Source organism: uncultured Flavobacterium sp. (assembly GCF_963925185.1).
Classification (GTDB): Bacteria; Bacteroidota; Bacteroidia; order Flavobacteriales; family Flavobacteriaceae; genus Flavobacterium.
This window is the reverse complement of sequence record NZ_CAWURC010000025.1, coordinates 83,791-102,031: the sequence shown is the minus strand read 5'-3', so window position 1 is coordinate 102,031 and position 18,241 is coordinate 83,791. Positions and strand designations below refer to the sequence as shown.

The 18,241-nt window shown below is 34.2% G+C and carries 16 protein-coding genes; 10 read left to right on the top strand and 6 right to left on the bottom strand.

The window, feature by feature from the left end; all coding sequences use genetic code 11:
- The first annotated feature begins 18 nt into the window (after positions 1-18).
- The 7 genes from AABM59_RS05860 (at position 19) to murI (ending at position 8,036) form a co-directional block, all read left to right on the top strand.
- Positions 19-903: an NAD kinase gene (locus AABM59_RS05860; protein WP_338408046.1), complete on the top strand. Its 885-nt coding sequence runs from the start codon at positions 19-21 to the stop codon at positions 901-903.
- Positions 904-1,073: 170 nt separating this feature from the next.
- Positions 1,074-1,745 (top strand): DUF6089 family protein, encoded by a 672-nt coding sequence (locus AABM59_RS05855; protein WP_338408045.1) that lies wholly within the window; start codon positions 1,074-1,076, stop codon positions 1,743-1,745.
- A gap of 3 nt (positions 1,746-1,748) precedes the next feature.
- On the top strand, positions 1,749-2,489 hold the full coding sequence (locus tag AABM59_RS05850) for an isoprenyl transferase (protein ID WP_338408044.1): 741 nt from the start codon (positions 1,749-1,751) through the stop codon (positions 2,487-2,489).
- Complete coding sequence (locus tag AABM59_RS05845; protein WP_338408043.1) at positions 2,422-5,148, top strand: POTRA domain-containing protein; 2,727 nt, start codon at positions 2,422-2,424, stop codon at positions 5,146-5,148. Before AABM59_RS05850 ends, AABM59_RS05845 begins: the two co-directional genes overlap by 68 nt.
- A 27-nt stretch (positions 5,149-5,175) precedes the next feature.
- The gene (locus AABM59_RS05840; protein ID WP_338408042.1) at positions 5,176-6,630 is read left to right on the top strand and encodes an OmpH family outer membrane protein; all 1,455 of its coding nucleotides are present in this window, start codon (positions 5,176-5,178) and stop codon (positions 6,628-6,630) included.
- Between the two features lie 20 nt (positions 6,631-6,650).
- Complete coding sequence (locus AABM59_RS05835) at positions 6,651-7,151, top strand: OmpH family outer membrane protein (protein ID WP_338408041.1); 501 nt, start codon at positions 6,651-6,653, stop codon at positions 7,149-7,151.
- A 108-nt stretch (positions 7,152-7,259) separates the two neighbouring features.
- Entirely contained in the window at positions 7,260-8,036 is a 777-nt protein-coding gene (gene murI, locus AABM59_RS05830) for a glutamate racemase (protein ID WP_338408040.1), read from the top strand.
- Positions 8,037-8,047: 11 nt separating this feature from the next.
- Here murI and AABM59_RS05825 read toward each other — a convergent pair whose 3' ends face one another.
- Positions 8,048-8,566, bottom strand: coding sequence for a gamma carbonic anhydrase family protein (locus AABM59_RS05825; protein WP_338408039.1), 519 nt, complete (start codon positions 8,564-8,566; stop codon positions 8,048-8,050).
- 27 nt (positions 8,567-8,593) lie between these two features.
- A complete protein-coding gene (locus tag AABM59_RS05820) occupies positions 8,594-9,595 on the bottom strand; it encodes a type IX secretion system membrane protein PorP/SprF (protein WP_338408038.1) in 1,002 nt (333 codons plus the stop codon).
- A 163-nt stretch (positions 9,596-9,758) separates the two neighbouring features.
- On the opposite strand from AABM59_RS05820, the gene AABM59_RS05815 reads away from it, so the two are divergent.
- From AABM59_RS05815 to AABM59_RS05805, 3 genes are all read left to right on the top strand, one after another.
- On the top strand, positions 9,759-10,658 hold the full coding sequence (locus AABM59_RS05815; RefSeq protein ID WP_338408037.1) for a NifU family protein: 900 nt from the start codon (positions 9,759-9,761) through the stop codon (positions 10,656-10,658).
- 15 nt (positions 10,659-10,673) lie between these two features.
- Entirely contained in the window at positions 10,674-12,689 is a 2,016-nt protein-coding gene (locus AABM59_RS05810) for a thioredoxin domain-containing protein (RefSeq protein ID WP_338408036.1), read from the top strand.
- Positions 12,690-12,775: 86 nt separating this feature from the next.
- Complete coding sequence (locus tag AABM59_RS05805; protein WP_338408035.1) at positions 12,776-13,597, top strand: mechanosensitive ion channel domain-containing protein; 822 nt, start codon at positions 12,776-12,778, stop codon at positions 13,595-13,597.
- Positions 13,598-13,603: 6 nt separating this feature from the next.
- On the opposite strand, the gene tsaB is transcribed toward AABM59_RS05805, so the two are convergent.
- The 4 genes from tsaB to AABM59_RS05785 form a co-directional block, all read right to left on the bottom strand.
- Entirely contained in the window at positions 13,604-14,272 is a 669-nt protein-coding gene (gene tsaB / locus AABM59_RS05800) for a tRNA (adenosine(37)-N6)-threonylcarbamoyltransferase complex dimerization subunit type 1 TsaB (RefSeq protein WP_338408034.1), read from the bottom strand.
- A gap of 64 nt (positions 14,273-14,336) precedes the next feature.
- The gene (locus tag AABM59_RS05795) at positions 14,337-15,626 is read right to left on the bottom strand and encodes an efflux RND transporter periplasmic adaptor subunit (RefSeq protein WP_338408033.1); all 1,290 of its coding nucleotides are present in this window, start codon (positions 15,624-15,626) and stop codon (positions 14,337-14,339) included.
- A 6-nt stretch (positions 15,627-15,632) separates the two neighbouring features.
- A complete protein-coding gene (locus AABM59_RS05790; RefSeq protein ID WP_338408032.1) occupies positions 15,633-17,006 on the bottom strand; it encodes a TolC family protein in 1,374 nt (457 codons plus the stop codon).
- 82 nt (positions 17,007-17,088) lie between these two features.
- Positions 17,089-18,204 carry an efflux RND transporter periplasmic adaptor subunit gene (locus AABM59_RS05785; protein WP_338408031.1) on the bottom strand — a complete coding sequence of 372 codons (1,116 nt, stop codon included), beginning with the start codon at positions 18,202-18,204 and terminating at the stop codon, positions 17,089-17,091.
- Positions 18,205-18,241: the final 37 nt, after the last annotated feature.

The window sequence follows — 18,241 nt, the reverse complement described above, 5'->3', positions numbered from 1 at the left end:
AAAACGAAAGTCAAGAAAATGAAAGTAGCCATATACGGTCAATATTATCAAAATAGCACGGAGCCCATCGTAAAAGAAATCTTCGGTTTTTTTATCAAGAACAAGGTAGAAATGGTTATTGAATCTAATTTTTTGAACGTCTTATGCGAAAAAAAAATTATCAAAAAAAATTTTAAAACCTTTACTTTAAATACCGACTTAGACAATAGTTTTGACATGCTTATTAGTATTGGTGGTGACGGTACCATTTTGAAGGCTTCAACACTAGTTCGAGATTCTGGAATTCCCATACTGGGAATAAATGCAGGTAGATTGGGTTTTTTGGCCACGGTTAAAAAAGAAAATATCGCCGAGTTTATGCAGCTTATAATCGAGAAAAAATATACCATTTCTAAAAGATCATTGTTAAATTTATCTTGCATTCCTGACAATCTTGCGATTCAGGACATCAATTTTGCTATGAATGAAATTACAGTAAACAGAAAAGATAACACTTCAATGATTACGGTAGAGACTTACTTGAATAACGAGTACCTGAACTCCTATTGGGCTGACGGATTGATTATAGCAACTCCAACGGGCTCTACGGGTTATTCGATGAGTTGTGGCGGGCCAATATTAACTCCCGATGTAAAAAGTTTGGTTATAACACCCATTGCACCTCATAATTTAAACGCAAGACCACTAGTGATTCCGGATGAAACCGAAATTCGCTTAAAGGTTTCTGGTAGGGAAGAACATTACTTGGTTTCGTTAGATTCAAGAGTTATTTCAGTGAAAAACGAAACTATACTGGTTATTAAGAAAACTCCTTTTCAAATAAATATGGTAGAAATCTCCAAAGAAACCTTTTTGAAAACACTTCGCACTAAATTATATTGGGGTGAAGACCGAAGGAATTAAATTGTTTTTGGCATACCATCATACGAATACCCTTGTTTTTCCCGTTTCATTATTTTCGAACCCCTAATTAAGATGTTTTTTTGTGTCAATTTTTTAATAAAAGACACATTTAAATCAATGTGTATTGATTCCTTTTGATAATTATTATATTTGCATCCAATTTTTAATAAATGTATAAACTTTTTAATCTAATATTCTTCTTCTTCTTTTTTACAATTAATGCGCAAATTCATGAAGTTGGCGTTTTTGTAGGCGGAAGCAATTATATTGGTGATGTTGGTCCCACCAACTACATCTCACCTATTAAGCCTGCATTTGGAATCTTGTACAAATGGAATAAAAGTCCGAGACATTCTTACCGTTTTTCATATACTCAATCAAAAATTTCTGCAAACGATCTTGATTCAAAAGAGACAAGTAGAAATCGGAGGGGATATCATTTTGAAAATAGCGTAAAAGAAGTATCTTTAGGCCTTGAATTTAATTTTTTTGAATTTAATTTACACGAAATTGGAAGAAAATTTTCTCCTTATGTTTATTCTGGATTAAGTTTGTTTAGTTATAATGAATTATATGTTTTGTCTGGAGAAACACTGAAGGATAAAAAAGCCATTTCATTAGCAATTCCGATAAATTTAGGCATAAAAACGAATGTTATGCCCCAATTAATATTGGCTTTGGAAGTTGAAGCAAGATATACCTTAACGGATAATTTAGATGGAAGTAACCCGAAAAATAAAATTGGGCAATTTGGAAATATAAATAATAACGATTGGTATGTTTTTTCGGGGATTACGCTAACTTATACTTTTGGAATCACACCTTGTTATTGTGTAGAATAAAAAATGAATTTAAAAGACAAAATAGACTTAACAAATTTACCTAAACACTTAGCCATTATTATGGATGGCAATGGTCGTTGGGCAAAACAACAAGGGTTTTTAAGGGCATTGGGTCATGAAAGTGGCACAAAATCTGTGAAGGTAAACATTGAATCATGTGCCAAACTGGGAATTGAATTTCTTACTTTGTATGCCTTTTCTACCGAAAACTGGAACAGACCAAAACTGGAAGTCGAAACTTTAATGAAAATATTAATTCGATCATTAAAGAAAGAACTTAAAACACTCATAGACAACAACATCAAATTAAATACAATTGGAAATTTAGAAAAATTACCAAAATCAGCGCAAAAAGAATTGCTTGACGTGATCAACAAAACCAAGGATAATACCCGAATGACGTTAACATTGGCCTTGAGTTATGGTTCGAGAGAAGAAATAGTAAATGCGGTTAAAAACATAAGTTATAAAGTTAAAAATAATATAATTTCAATAGACTCTATTGACGATTCAATTATAAATGAGCATCTTTACACGCAAAATTTACCTGAGGTAGATTTATTAATACGAACAAGCGGTGAACATAGAATAAGTAATTTTTTGCTATGGCAAATTGCCTATGCAGAATTATATTTTACTGATATATTATGGCCAGACTTTAAAGAACAAGATTTATATGAGGCTATTATTAGTTATCAAAAAAGAGAACGTAGATTTGGAAAAACAAGTGAACAAATTAAATAATTTTTTAGTGTTACATAAAAGCATAAAAATAGTCCTTGCCCTATTAATTTTTGGAGGTTTTTTTCAAATTAAAGCTCAGGAAAGAGTTCCTTTTGACCAAGGAAAAAAATATATTCTAGCCGATGTTACAGTTGTTGGTAAAATAAGTTTTAACACTCAAACCGTGGTAACTTTTGCCGGCCTTGAAAAAGGTCAAGAAATTTTGGTTCCCGGAGAAGAAATAAGCAATGCCATAAAAAAACTAGGCAAACTAGGTTTGTTTGATGAAATTTCATTTTATGTAAATAAAATTCAAAACGACAGCATATATATAGATTTACACGTTGAAGAATTGCCTAAACTGAATGAGGTGAAATTTGTAGGTGTCAAGAAAAGCAAAATCGAAGGTTTAATAAAAGACAACGGATTGACCAAAAGTAAGGTTGTAAATGAAAATTTAATTACAACCACAAAAAATTACATCGAAAATAAATACAAAAAAGACGGTTATTACAATACAAAGGTTACCATCAATACTGTTAAAGATACCTCTGCGGTAAATTTAGTGAATATGGTAGTTAATATTGATAAGGGTGAAAAAGTGAAAATTCAAGAAATTGATTTCATAGGAAACACAAAACTATCAGACAAAATCTTGCGTGGTTCAATGAAAGACACTAAACAGAAGAAACTAACTCGAGTCTTAAAAGCATCTAAATTTATCAAGGAAAAATACAAAACAGATTTAGAAAAAGTAATAGAATCATACAAAGAAAAAGGATATAGAGATGCTAGAATACTTTCGGATTCCGTTGCTTATAATAAAGATAAAAATGCATTAATAGTTAAAATAAAAGTTGAAGAACCCAACAAATACTATTTTGGAAACATTAAATTTTTAGGAAACACCGTATATACAGACCAGGGACTTAGCGGAATGTTAGGTATCAAAAAGGGAGAAACTTATAACGGTGTTCTTCTCGAGAAAAGAATCGCCGACAAATCGAAACCAGACGGAGAAGACATCACCAATCTATATCAAAACAATGGTTATTTATTCTCCAACATTAATGTTGTTGAAGTGAAAACAGCGAACGATACGATTGATTTTGAAATAAGAATTAACGAAGGTCCTATTGCTTATTTTAACAAAATTACGGTTACAGGAAATGACAAGACAAACGACCATGTAATTTACAGAGAATTAAGAACAAAACCGGGAGAAAAATACAACAAAGAATTGTTGATAAGAACCATTCGTGAAATTGGCCAATTGGGTTTTTTTGATCCAGAAACCATTGAGCCAAAGTTTAAAAACGTAGATGCGGCAGCCGGAACAGTAGACATCGAATACCCATTGACCGAAAAAGGAGCCAGCCAGATAGAACTTCAAGGAGGTTATGGTGGTGGCGGTTTTATTGGTACTTTAGGACTGTCGTTTAATAATTTCTCTGCAAGAAATTTATTTAACAAAGAAGCATACAAACCAATCCCTATGGGTGATGGACAGAAAGTTTCCTTACGTTTACAAGGAAGTACTTATTTCCAAACGTATAGTTTGTCCTTTTCGGAACCCTGGTTTGGCAAGAAAAAACCAGTACAATTTAGTTCATCATTATCTTATACCAAACAATTTTTGAACAATTACCAAACCGGGAGAGTTGATAAAACTAAAAGTTTTAATATCATGACTATATCTGTAGGTTTAGCTAAAAGACTTTCAGTGCCCGACGATTATTTTGTATTGTCACAATCTGTGAGCTACCAACATTATGATTTAAATAACTACAACACCGGATTATTTACATTTGGTAACGGAGCATCAAGAAATTTAGCATATACCTTAGGATTGTCGCGAAGCAACAAAGGTTTCAATCCAATATTTCCAACTTATGGTTCGGAGTTTAGTCTTTCTGGGAAATTTACACTTCCTTACTCCTTGTTAAACGGCATCAATTATGCAACATTAGGAGATCAAGAAGCATATAAATACAAACATACAGGTGATTCGTATGTAGGGGCAAACGGTATAATTGTAAATGAAGGAGATTTTGTTGAAGCCATTCCAAGCCAAACAAATCCTACACCAAACAGAATGACTTCTTATGTAGATGCTGCAGCAGATCCTGCAAAAGTGGATCAAAAAAAATATAATTGGCTAGAGTATTATAAAATAAAGTTCAAAGCGGATTGGTATACCAAAGTTTATGGTAAATTAGTGTTTCGATCTTTGGCAGAATATGGGTTCCTGGGAACATACAATCAAGATAGAGGTATTGTACCCTTTGAACGCTTCTATCTAGGGGGTGACGGAATGGCAAATTACTCTATGGACGGTAGAGAAACCGTGGCATTAAGAGGGTATCCAAATGGTTCATTAACAGATCCAACAGGAGGAACGATTTATAATAAATATTCCTTAGAATTGCGATACCCAATAACCCTAAAATCATCGGCATCCATATATGCTATGACATTTTTAGAAGCGGGTTCGTCATTTAGTTCGTTTAGAAACTATAATCCTTTTGACCTAAAACGATCTGCAGGTTTTGGATTGCGCGTTTTTATGCCGGCATTTGGATTGTTGGGGATTGATTTCGGACATGGTTTTGACAGCTTAACTCCAGAAGGAAAAGCAAACGGATGGGAAACGCATTTTATTATTGGACAACAATTTTAAAAAAAAATTTTCTAATAAAGCAACGTTATGAGAAAACAATTTTTATTTTTATTCATGATTCTGATTGTATCAAATACTAATCAGGCTCAAACTAGAGGAACAAAAATAGGCTATATTGACATGGAATACATTTTGCAAAATGTGCCAGATTATACCGATGCCCAAAACCAATTAGAGCAAAAAGCACAGAAATGGAAACAAGAAATTGAAACCAAAAAAATAGAAATCAACAAACTAAAGGATGCATTAAAAGCAGAAAAAGCATTATTGACCAAAGGACTTATTGAGGAAAGAGAAACAGAAATTAAGTTTCTTGAAGATGAAATGTTAGAATATCAACAAAAAAGATTTGGGCCTAATGGAGATTTAATAATACAAAAATCCACCTTAACAAAACCTATACAAGACCAAGTATTTGGTGCAATTCAAGATATTGCTGAGGCAAAAAAATATGATTTTATTTTTGACAAAACTTCTGATTTGACAATGCTTTTCGCAGCAAAAAGATTTGATGTTAGCGACCAGGTTTTGCGGGTAATAACGCGAGCCGATAAAAGAGAACAGCTAACAAAAAAACAACTTAAAGAGGAAGAAGAAAAGGAAAATAAAGAAGATGCCGCTGACGAAAATCCTGCTTTGCCAAATAGACAAAAAGCTTTAGATGCAAAGAAAGAAGCTCGGGATAAAGTTATCGCTGACAGAAAATCATTGATGGAAGAAAGAAAAAAAGCTGCCGAAGATAAAAGAAATCAAATTCTAACCAATAGAACAGCCCAGAAAACCGGAACAACACCTGAAACTTCTAAAACGACTGACGCGACAAAAAACGATGCTGAAAAAGAGACCGCTAAAACAGCTGCGGCTGATACCAAACAAAAACAAGCCGATGCAAGAGCTCAAACTTTGGAAGATCGCAAAAAAGTGATTGAAGATCGCAAAAAAGCTGCTGAAGAAAGAAGATTACAAATTCTGAAAGACAGAGAAGCCCAGAAAGCTGGCGCCGTTCCTTCAGCCTCAAAAACTGCTGAACCTAAAGCCAATACAGAGAAGGAAGCTGCTATATCTGCCGGAGCCGAAGCGAAACAAAAACAAATTGACGAACGGGCAAAAACATTGGAAGACCGCAAAAAAGTGGTTGAGGATAATAAAAAAGCCCTAGAAGAAAAAAGAAAACAAGTGCTTGAAGAAAGAGAAGCTAAAAAAACTGGCACGATTTCTGAGAAAACGATAGTCGATGAGGTTATAACCCCTACGTCTGTTACTGAACCGGTCAAAGAAACTCCGAAAACAACAGTAGAAGAGGCCAAACAGAAACAAATTGAACTTCGAGCAAAGACATTGGAAGATCGCAAGAAAATAATCGAAGATCGTAAAAAAGCAGCTGAAGAAAAAAGAAAAAAGATTATAGAAGAAAGAGAAGCCGCAATAAAGGCAAAAACAGATTCATTAAAAACAACAAAAGAAAATTCAAACAATAATTAATTACTTAACACTTAAAAACGATGAAACAAATCAAAACTTTACTAATTGCTGCAATATTTATTTTAGGAGCAAATCAAACCATTAATGCACAAGCAAAAACAGCTCATGTTGATGTAAGTGAAATCATGTCAAAAATGCCCGCTATGCTTGACGCTCAAAATCAACTTGAAAAACTGAGCGCAACTTATGATGCCGATTACAAAAAAATGGCCGAAGAATTCCAAGCAAAATTAAAAAAATATGATGCGGAATCAGGTACTGTTACAGAAGCAATAAATGCAGATCGTCAAAAAGAAGTTCAAGATATGCAAAAAAGAATTCAAGATTTTGGACAAAATGCACAAAAAGAATTGCAACAAAAACAAGAAGACATAACTAAACCAATCTACGAAAAAGTAAGAGCTTCAATTCAAAAAGTGGGTAAAGCTAAAGGTTTTCAATATGTTCTTGATGGAGCAACACTTTTACTTGCCGATGGTCCTAACTTGACTGCTGACGTAAAAAAAGATTTAGGTTTCTAAAAACCTTTTTATTGAATAAAAATCGCTCATCCAAAATTTGGAGTTGAGCGGTTTTTTTATAAAATATATTTATAGGAAATTTAATTCGAAGCACCTAACTTTGTTTCTATGGATAATAATCGACCTATCGGGATTTTTGACTCAGGAATTGGAGGAACTTCCATTTGGACCGCCATAAATCAATTACTTCCCAACGAAAAAACGATTTATCTAGCTGACAGTAAAAATGCGCCTTACGGCCAAAAATCGAAAGCCGAGATTGTCTCACTAAGCAAGAAAAACACTGAGTTTTTGCTCGACATGGATTGTAAATTAATCGTGGTCGCTTGCAACACAGCAACCACAAATGCCATACAAGAATTAAGGGGAAAATACAACGTTCCTTTCATTGGCATAGAACCCGCAATAAAACCAGCTGCAACAAATTCAAAAACTCAAACTATAGGGATTCTTGCCACACAAGGCACTTTAAACAGCGCGCTTTTTCATAAAACGACCGAGAAATTTCAACAGACCAAAATCATCGAACAAGTAGGTCATGGATTAGTTCAACTCATCGAAAACGGCAAAATAAATTCTTCCGAAATGAAGCAACTACTTCACTCCTATCTTACACCGATGATAGAAGCCAATATCGATTATCTCGTTTTGGGATGCAGTCATTATCCTTACCTTATTCCGCAAATAAAAAACATCCTTCCCTCACATATTCACATCATAGATTCTGGAGAGGCTGTTGCCAAACAAACCCAAAATATCTTAAAAGAAAAAGTAGGGTTTTCTATAGCAAAGGAAAATAAGCCTGTTTTTTACACCAATTCCAATCCAAAAGTACTTTCTGAAATTTTAAAAAATAAGTATACGGTAATTGAAAAAGATTTCTAAAAGAATTGAAGTCATTCCTCTTTTTTGTACCAGCCTGAATACATAACATAATTATTTGCAATTCGAGCCACTTCACCGGAAAAATCAGATTGATTAATTTCCTTTACTTTTTTTGCGGGAACTCCGGCATAAATACTGCCTGATTCGACAACCGTGTTTTGAGTAATCACGGCGCCTGCAGCTATAATTGAATTGCTTTCAACAACACAATTATCCATTATAATCGCTCCCATCCCCACCAGTACATTATCGTGAATGGTGCAGCCGTGAACTATTGCATTATGACCAATAGATACATTATTACCAATGATTGTGGGATATTTTTGATAGGTGCAATGAACGATCGCTCCATCTTGAATGTTCACTTTGTTTCCAATGGTAATAAAATTTACATCACCACGAATTACGGCATTAAACCATACACTACAAGAATGACCAAAAGAAACTTCGCCAATAATGGTTGCGTTTTCGGCTATGTAACAATCTTGAGGGATAGAAGGTGTTTTTCCGTTTAGAGATTTTATAAGCATTTCAGTAATTTTTCTATGTAAATCAAATTAATTAATAGCAGGACAATTACAATCATATCGCTCTTTTTTGCAAAATAAATCGATTCCCAAAGTTATTTGATGAAAGCCTCCCGTATCATAATTAATAGCGCCAGAAAGATACGAATAGGTATAGGCAAACATAAATTTATTATAGTTTACACCAATAATAGGTGTAATATATTGCTGTTTTTGGGCAACGAACGCGCCAGAGCCATTTAGATATTGAGCTCCATAAAAATTTCTGCGATAAGACAAACCTCCCCAAACTTTTCCAAAATCAAGATTCTTGTATGCTTTAATGTTTACGTCAATCCATTTTTCTTGGGTTTTTTCTACCAACTGAAACAAAACAGAAGGTTCCCACAATATTCTGTCACGATCCCCAAAAACATATCCACCACTCAACAAATATTTTCGCAAATTGGCACTTTCAGAATCCGTATAAATTTTTCTTTTGGTTTCAATTGCGTTCTGAACAGTTCCATGAACATAAAAATCGAGATAATTATAGGAAGCCCCAATATCGACATTAAAATAAGAAGCATCTTGTACAATCATTCCATTGACAATTGGATCAAAATCTCCAGATTGTAGCCACTCGGTTTCATCTAATTGGCTTTGAGCAAAAACAGCACTCACTCCGAAAGAGAGTTGATTCAAATCAAATTCATCTCTGGAAAACATAAGATGATGAGCATAAGACAACTTGGTGCCTTTCTGGGAATGATACCCATTTTTATCATTAAAAAGAATAATCCCAACTCCGGACCTTTCGTCCACTCTTCCATTAAAACTAAAAGTTTGAAGAGAGGGTGCGTCTACTTGGTCAAACCATTGTTTACGAGCCGTAATTCTTATTTTAGCACAGTTTGCAGCTCCAGCCATAGATGGATGAATCAAATAATAATTATCCGACAAATAATCCGAATAGACCGCAATTCCTTCTTGAGAAAAAGAATATTGAGTTACTAAAAAGAGAACTATAAAAATTTTTATTTTATTATACATTCAAAAAAATATGATTGGAAATACTATAAACCTACTATAACAAAGTGAAAAAAGAATAAATATTTAAGGTTTAATCCTTTAAAGTTAATTTATTCTTTAAAAAATCAAATATAGTTAATAGTAAAAAATAAGTTTGCTAAATTTACAAAAATTTATAAAAACCATGTCAAAAATAACATTAAAAGAAACACAAAACCCAAGCATTTTAAAATTTGAGTTTGATGATTTTATTACCCAAAACGAAAGTTTCGAGTTTAAAAATATCGACGAAGCCTCAAATTCACCACTTGCACAGCAATTGTTTTATTTGCCATTTGTAAAAACAGTCTATATTTCTGGGAATTTCATCGCAATCGAAAAATACAACATTGTAGAATGGGAAGACGTAAAAGATGCTGTGGTAGAACAAATGGAATCGTTCGTATCAAATGGCGGAGTAATTATAACTCCATCCGAAAACAAAACGAAGAAACAGCCAATAACTGTATATGGTGAAACAACTCCCAATCCAGCAGCTTTGAAATTTGTGGTGAGCAGAATGCTAACTAAAAATGCTATTGAATTTAAAAATATCGATGATACAGTTGCTTCTCCATTGGCAAAAGAATTGTTCAAGTTCCCTTATGTGAAAGAGGTTTTTATGGATGAAAATTATATTTCAATCACAAAATACGAGGTCAACGATTGGCAAGAAATAACATTAGAACTGAGAAGTTTCATAAAACTTTACATTGAAAATGGAGGAACCGTGCTTGATGAAAGCTTGATTGCAGCAAGCGTTGAACAAGAGGCTGTAAAAACTGAAAACTTCGACAAGCTAGACGTCACTTCACAACAAATCATCAATATATTGGAAGAATACGTAAAACCTGCCGTTCAAGCAGATGGTGGAAATATTGCATTTGAATCTTATGACGAAGCTACAAAAACGGCAAAAGTTATTCTTCAAGGGGCTTGTAGCGGTTGTCCCTCATCGACTTTTACTCTAAAAAGCGGTATCGAAAATATGCTGAAAAATATGCTCAATGATGACGATATTAAAGTTGAAGCCGTAAACGCTTAATTAGTAGTCCATAAAATGAACCAACTTTCTAAAGAAACCAGCCCTTATTTATTACAGCATGCTAATAATCCCGTGCATTGGAAAGCTTGGAGCGCTAATTCATTGGCTGAAGCCAAAGAAAAAAACAGGCTGATAATCGTGAGTATTGGCTATTCAGCTTGTCATTGGTGTCACGTTATGGAACACGAAAGTTTCGAAGACCAGGAAGTTGCTGATGTAATGAATGCTAACTTTATATCCATCAAAGTTGATCGAGAAGAACGGCCAGATGTCGATGCTGTTTATATGAAAGCCGTCCAGATTTTGACTGGTCGAGGTGGTTGGCCCCTAAACATGGTTACACTTCCTGACGGAAGACCGGTTTGGGGCGGAACTTATTTCAGGAAAGAACAGTGGATTAATGCCCTCGAGCAGTTACAGGAACTTTATCTTTCAAATCCAGAAAAAATAATTGATTATGCCGAAAAACTCCATCAAGGAATTCAATCAGTTGGAGTTGTTCAAAATAAAAATTCTGAAACTTTAATAAATCAACAACAGCTTGCTATTTTAGTCGAAAAATGGAAAAATAGTTTCGATTGGGAATATGGCGGAATGGCGAGTTCTCCCAAGTTTATGATGCCCAATAATTATCATTTTTTAATGCGTTTTGGACATCAAAATAAAGATAGTCAATTACTTGAATTTGTAGATCTTACTCTGACAAGAATGGCTTTTGGTGGCGTTTTCGATACCATTGCTGGTGGATTTTCACGTTATTCAGTAGATAATAAATGGCACGTTCCCCATTTTGAAAAAATGCTTTATGACAACGGACAATTAGTTTCACTATATAGCGATGCTTATAAATTGACGGCAAATTCTTTGTATAAAGAAGTCATCCAAAAAACACTTTCTTTCGTAGAAAGGGAATTAATGAATGCCGAAGGCGGTTTTTATTGCGCACTTGATGCTGATAGTTTAAACACCGAAAACCATCTTGAAGAAGGGGCTTTTTATGTTTGGGAAATTCCTGAATTAAAGACCATTATTGGGGAAGATTTTGATTTATTTAGTCAAGTTTTCAACATTAATACTTTTGGATTATGGGAAGACGGAAACTATGTCTTGATTCAAAATCAAAGTTTGGAAGGAATTGCAAAAGGCAACACCATTGAAGTTTCATCACTCGAAAACAAAAAGAAAATCTGGGAACAAAAACTTTATATCGAAAGAGAAAAACGTTCTAAACCTAGACTAGACGACAAATGCCTGACTTCCTGGAACGCGATAATGCTCAAAGGTTTTGTTGACGCTTACAAAGCTTTGGAAGATCCAAAATACTTGGATTTGGCCATGAAAAATGCCAACTTCATCATCAAAAATTTGTGGTCAAGCGAAGGAAATTTATTCCATAATTACAAAAATAATAAAAGCACCATCAATGGATATCTAGAAGATTATTGTTTGGTTATTGCCGCATTTATCTCCTTATACGAAGTGACTTTTGATGAAAAATGGTTGCTTAATGCAAAACAACTTACTGATTACAGTTTCGAACATTTTTATGACGAGAAAACAGGCTTTTTTGCCTTTACTTCCAATCTAGACGAAGCTTTGATAACGACTCATTTTGAAACAGAAGACAACGTGATTCCTGCTTCTAATTCAGTTATGGCAAAAAACTTGTTTCAATTAGGTGTGTATTTTGAAAATTCCTATTACGAAAAAGTAAGTCAACGAATGTTGCACAATATTATGCTGGGAGTCGAATACCCTTCGGCATATTCAAACTGGATGGATTTGGTTTTAAACTATTCTGAAGACAATAAGGAATTGGCGATTTGTGGTGATTTGGCGTTGGAATATTGCAGTAAAATAAATGGCATTTACATCCCTAATGTAGTTTTGGCTGGAGCGGAAAAAAACTCTAAACTTCCTTTTTTGAAAGAACGCTTTAAAGATGGTGAAACACTTTTCTATCTTTGCCAAAACAAAAGTTGCTTATCCTCAAATAATGATTTTCAAAAAATTATTACTGATTTAATTTAAGGAAATACTGGGAATATAATAATTTGTATCTTTGTTGTTCTAACATATTCCTTCTTATCTTGAGAAGGTTTTTTTATCCAATAAAAATGAAACTCAATCCCAATAATATCACCAGTTATGCTGATGCTCTTATCAAAACCTTAATTGATTATTCGCCAAAACTGATCTCTGCATTCGTAATCCTATTCGTGGGAATTTATGCTATTCGACTTATCAATAGACTCATAAGAAAAATAATGGTTAAAAGAGAATTAGATCCCACATTGACTAAATTTCTCGCTGACATTTTATTTTGGGTTTTAAGAGTATTATTGTTTGTGACTTTCATTTCAAAACTAGGAATCGAAACATCTTCTTTTGTTGCCATTTTAGGAGCAATGGGACTTGCTGTGGGTTTATCGCTTCAAGGTTCCTTGTCTAATTTTGCTGGAGGAATGCTAATTATTCTCTTCAAACCTTTCAAAGTGGGTGATACTATTGAAGCCTCAGGTAACGTTGGAACAGTAAATGAAATTCAAATATTTGTTACTAAGCTTGTGAACGCAAACAATCAAACTATTTTTATCCCAAATGGTTCCTTATCAAATGGTACGATTACTAATTATTCGATGCAGGGATCTCGAAGAGCTGATTTGACCATTGCCATTTCCTACGATACTGATATTAAAAAAGCAAAAGATATTATTTCAGGCGTTTTAAAAAATGACCCTAGGATTCTAGAAACACCTGCAGCAACTGTTATTGTAAAGAATTTGACGGAAAGCTCCATCGAATTAGCCGTTAGACCTTGGGCCCAAAACGAAGATTTCTGGGACGTTTATTCCGATACATTGGAAAACTGCAAACTAGCATTTGATGCTGCTGGCATAGAATTGCAACCTTTTGTAAAGGAGCATTCGAATAAATGATTGTAATTATTTCTTTGAAGCTGTCATCATAAAATTCTTCAAATAATAGGGTTCAAAATAAGCGACATCTACGGTGTCGTTTTTTTTGTGTTTTTCAAAACTCAAAAAACTCATTTCCTTTGCGGAAGGATATTTGATTTCTTCCAAGAAAATAAAGTTGTCTTTGGTCAAAACTGGCTTGCATTTTTCGGCACAATCACCAACAAAATAAAGTGTTTTTTCTAAATCTTCGAAGGAGTTTTCGGTGATGATTTCTGCCTGAACGGCTCTTATTTTTTCGAAATTTGGAGTAAAAACAGCACTATAGACTTCCATTCTTCGGGCATCGAGCATTGGAATTATCAAACCATTGAAAACTGTAACTTGCGAAGCCAAAACTTGCAAAGTATCCACAGCAATCAACGGAATATCTAAGGCAAAACATAATCCTTTTGCGGCAGAGACGCCAATGCGTAAACCCGTATAAGAACCCGGACCTTGGCTCACGGCAATCGCCGACAAATCTTGAAAAGTGATTCCGGCTTCTTTGATGATTTCTTCAATAAAAACGTGCAGTCGCTCAGCATTCGAGTAGCCTTCTTCGGCAATTTCTTTGCATAGCATAGTTTTTCCTTCTTTTGCTAAAGCAACAGAACAATTCTTAGTAGCCGTTTCGATGTTGAGAATGTAAGACAAAATGGATGTTGGATTTTAGGTATTGGTTGAAACCTTAATTACAAAAACTGAAACTGAACACAGATTACTTTTTCACTTCGCCTTTTTCTGTAGTGATTTTATCCCCAGAATTTAAATCCTTTGAAACCGTTGTATAGGGTCCGGTAATAACTACATCTCCCTTTTTAAGTCCGGTAATTACTTCAATATTGGCGTCATCTTGAATTCCTGTTTTTATGATTCGGATTTTAGCTTTATCCCCCACTTTCACGAAAACACATTCCAGTTTCTTGTCGTTTTTTGGTGCTGATTTCTCTTGATCATTCTTGTCATCTACTTTAAATCCTTTCACGGCCGTTGTGTCTGATTTTACCACAACAGAACTTATTGGAACAGCAAAAACGTTAGCTCTTGTTTTTGTAACAATATCAACAGTAGCTGTCATCCCTGGCCTAAAAGGAGAATACGTTATAGGTTTTCCTTCCAATAAATCTTGATACGATTCTTTCAAAATTCTAATTTTAACTTTAAAATTAGTCACTTGATCTGCGGTTAAAGCAGAGCTAGCAGAGTTAGAAATACTCGTTACAACTCCTTTAAACTGCTTTTTCAAATAGGCATCAACCTCAACTTTAACTTCGTTTCCTTCTTTTATTTTTACGATGTCATTTTCGTTCACATCGACTTCCACTTCCATATTATTCAGGTTGGCCACTCGAAGAATTTCGGTTCCTGCCATTTGTTGGGTTCCCAAAACACGTTCTCCTAATTCCACATTAAGCACGGAAATTGTCCCGTCGGCTGGCGCATAAATTAAAGTTCTGCCTAGATTATCTCTAGCTTCATTCACGGTTGCAGAAGCGCTTTGGACATTGAAATATGCTGCTTGTTTGCTTGCTTTTGCCACTTCAAAAGAAGCTACCGTTTTATCCCAATCTGACTTAGAAATAATTCCTTTTTCGAATAATGTTTTGTTTCTATCGTAATTGCCTTTGGCTTCATTATAGGAAGCTTCGGCTTGGGTTAAACCAGATTTAGTACCTGATAAATTAGCCACTGATCTGTTTAATCCCGAAGTGTATAAATCCGGATTTATCTTTACTAGTAAATCTCCTTTTTTGACTACTTGGCCTTCTTTAATTGGCAAAGAAATAATTTCACCAGAAACCATAGAAGCAATTTTTACTTCTATTTCAGGTTGGATTTTACCTGTTGCCGAAACGGTTTCGACAATTGTTGTAACATTAACATTCGCAATTTCAACAGATTTTCCTTTGTCTTTGTTTCCAATAACTCCTGTTTTCGAAAGTGTTATCAACACAGCAATAATTAGAATTGCTACACCAATTATATAATAAATAGTTTTTTTTGACATAATAATTTAGTTTTTGAGAATTGGAATTCCAAAATAGAATTCCAGTATTTTTATTTTAAAAATATAATCGTATTTCGTTCTAAGCACTTCGGATTGCGCATTGGAAAGCAAGGTTTGCGACTGATTAAAGTCGAAAGAGTTCATCATTCCTACAGCATATTTTTCTTTGGCATAATTGTATGCTTCTTGCCTTGATTCTAGAGCCACAAGTGAAGATTCATAAGCATTCAAGCCTCCTTTAGCATCTGCAAATGCGGTATAAACATTTCGTTGTAAATCCAATTCTTGTTGCTCAACAGCGATTTTTGATTTTTCTAGATTTACTTTGGAACGCTCTACATTATTTTTGGTTGAAAAACCATTAAATATAGGAATTGATAATTGCGCCCCAAAAGATTGTCCTTTATTATCCCTAAACTGATCGAAAAAAGGCGCGGGACTTTTAGTTCCAATAAGATTTCCCGTAACAGAATCAAATGCGGGAACATCAGCATAAGAAACCCTAGTGTTGTAATTATAAAACCCTCTCAAACTGGGTTGAAAAGCTCCTTTTGCAATGGAAACATTTTTCTCTGCAATTTCTAGATTAGTTCTGGCAATTTTCAATTCTGTTCTGCTGTCTTTTGCTTTGTCGTAAATAGCAATTGGGGTTTGTGACAAAATATTGTTTTCGTCTTTGGCAGAAGTTTCGTCTGAAATGTCAAAGTTTTCAAAGTCTTTGAGTTGCAATAATTGGGACAAGCTTAATTTTGAAATTAATAAGGTATTGTCGGCAGCGATTACTTTTTGGTTGTCTAAAGCCACTGTTGCTTTTATGTCTAACAAATCCCCACGAGGAACTGAACCCGCTTTTACTAATTCTTCGGAACGTATTAACTGCTTTTTGTTTATGGCGAGTTGATCTTGCTGTACTTTTAGATTTTCTTTACTGAAAAGCACTTGCAAGAATGAATTGGCAACGTTAAGTGCTATATCTTCCTTCATTTTCAATAATTGATATTTGGCAGCGACAATCGAAAGATTGGCTCTTCGAAGCGTGTTTTGGTTTTGCAAACCATTGTAAATATCTACGCCAACATTTGCCCCTGCTGATGTAAATTGGGTAGTTTGATTGCGTAATAACCCAGTTGTAATATCTTGATTTAAACCGACATTCCAGGAATGGGAAGCATTGGCATTGAACGAAGGAGTAAAATTTCCTATCGCTCCTTTTTTATCAATATCTGCCGTTTTAGTATCTAACTCGGATTGCTTGATGGAGATGTTGTTTGCTATGGCATATTTTACGCATTCTTCTAAGGTCCACTTTTTAGTTTGTGCTTGAATCGACAAACTAAATAGCAAGATAAAAACGAGAGAGATACAGCTATTCTTTTTCATATTTTTTTGAATGAAAGCGCAGCAAAGGCACTACGCAAATTTAACATTTATTTTAAAACTAGAGTTCTTTTTGTGGGATACTTTATGGTTTTGGTACATCTGTTTTTAAACCCTGATTCCAAACTTTTATTTTGTCGGAAGCTTTCAATCCGCTTATTATTTCTACATAAATTCCATCGCTAACTCCTAATACAAGGTCTTTTCTGGTGAATTTTTGATTAGAAGTTTCTACTTCTACAAAAGGTTTTTGAGTTTTATCATCAAACTGGATTAATGCTTCTTTGACTGACATAACTTTGTCTGCTCTCTCCAAAATAATCGAAGCATTGGCACTCAATCCTGCCCTAATAAACGTGTCATCTCTATTTAATAAAGACGCTTTTATTTCAAATTGAATCGCTCCGTTTTCGGTTATTCCTTTTGGAGCAATGTCGGTTAAAACGGCATCAAACTTTTTGTTCTCAATGGCTCCAACAGTTATTTCAATAGGCAAGTTTACTTTTATTTTTCCCACTTCGGATTCGTCAATTTTACCAACGAATATCATTCGACCTACATCAGCAACGCTGGCAATGGTGGTTCCTTCGTTGAAATTATTACTTTCGATTACTTGATTTCCTACTTTTACTGGTACATCAAGCACCATTCCGTTCACCGTAGAACGAATTAAAGTGTTTGCATAATTTCCAAGACCCGAAGTTGTTCCTGTTTTTACAATATCATAGCTCTGCTTTGAGGCTTCGTAATTTTGTTTGGCTTGCCTATAAGTTAATTGTGATGCATCAAAATCATTGGCAGAAATCACGCCTTTGTCATACAAATTTTTTTGTCTTTGGAATAATTTTTCCTGATTATCTAAGTTTATTTTGGCTGTTTGAACCTGGTTTTGAGTATTACTCAAATTCGAAACATTCGCAACTACTTTTATTTTGGCAATTAAATCTCCAGCTTTAATGGTTTCGCCGGCTTTGATATAAACAGCTTCAATAATACCAGAAATATTAGGTTTGATTAGCACTTCTTCGTCAGGAACTATATTACCGGTAGCAATAGTGTTCTTGATTATTGTTTTAATCTCTGTTTTATCTGTTTCAAAAACGATTGGAGATTCTTGATTTTTGGCATATAAATAATATAGCGACCCAAAAAATGTTATTGCTATAAAAATTAAAATTGTTATGGTTACTCCTTTTTTCATTATAATAGTTTTTAATTTAATTTATATTTTTGATTAA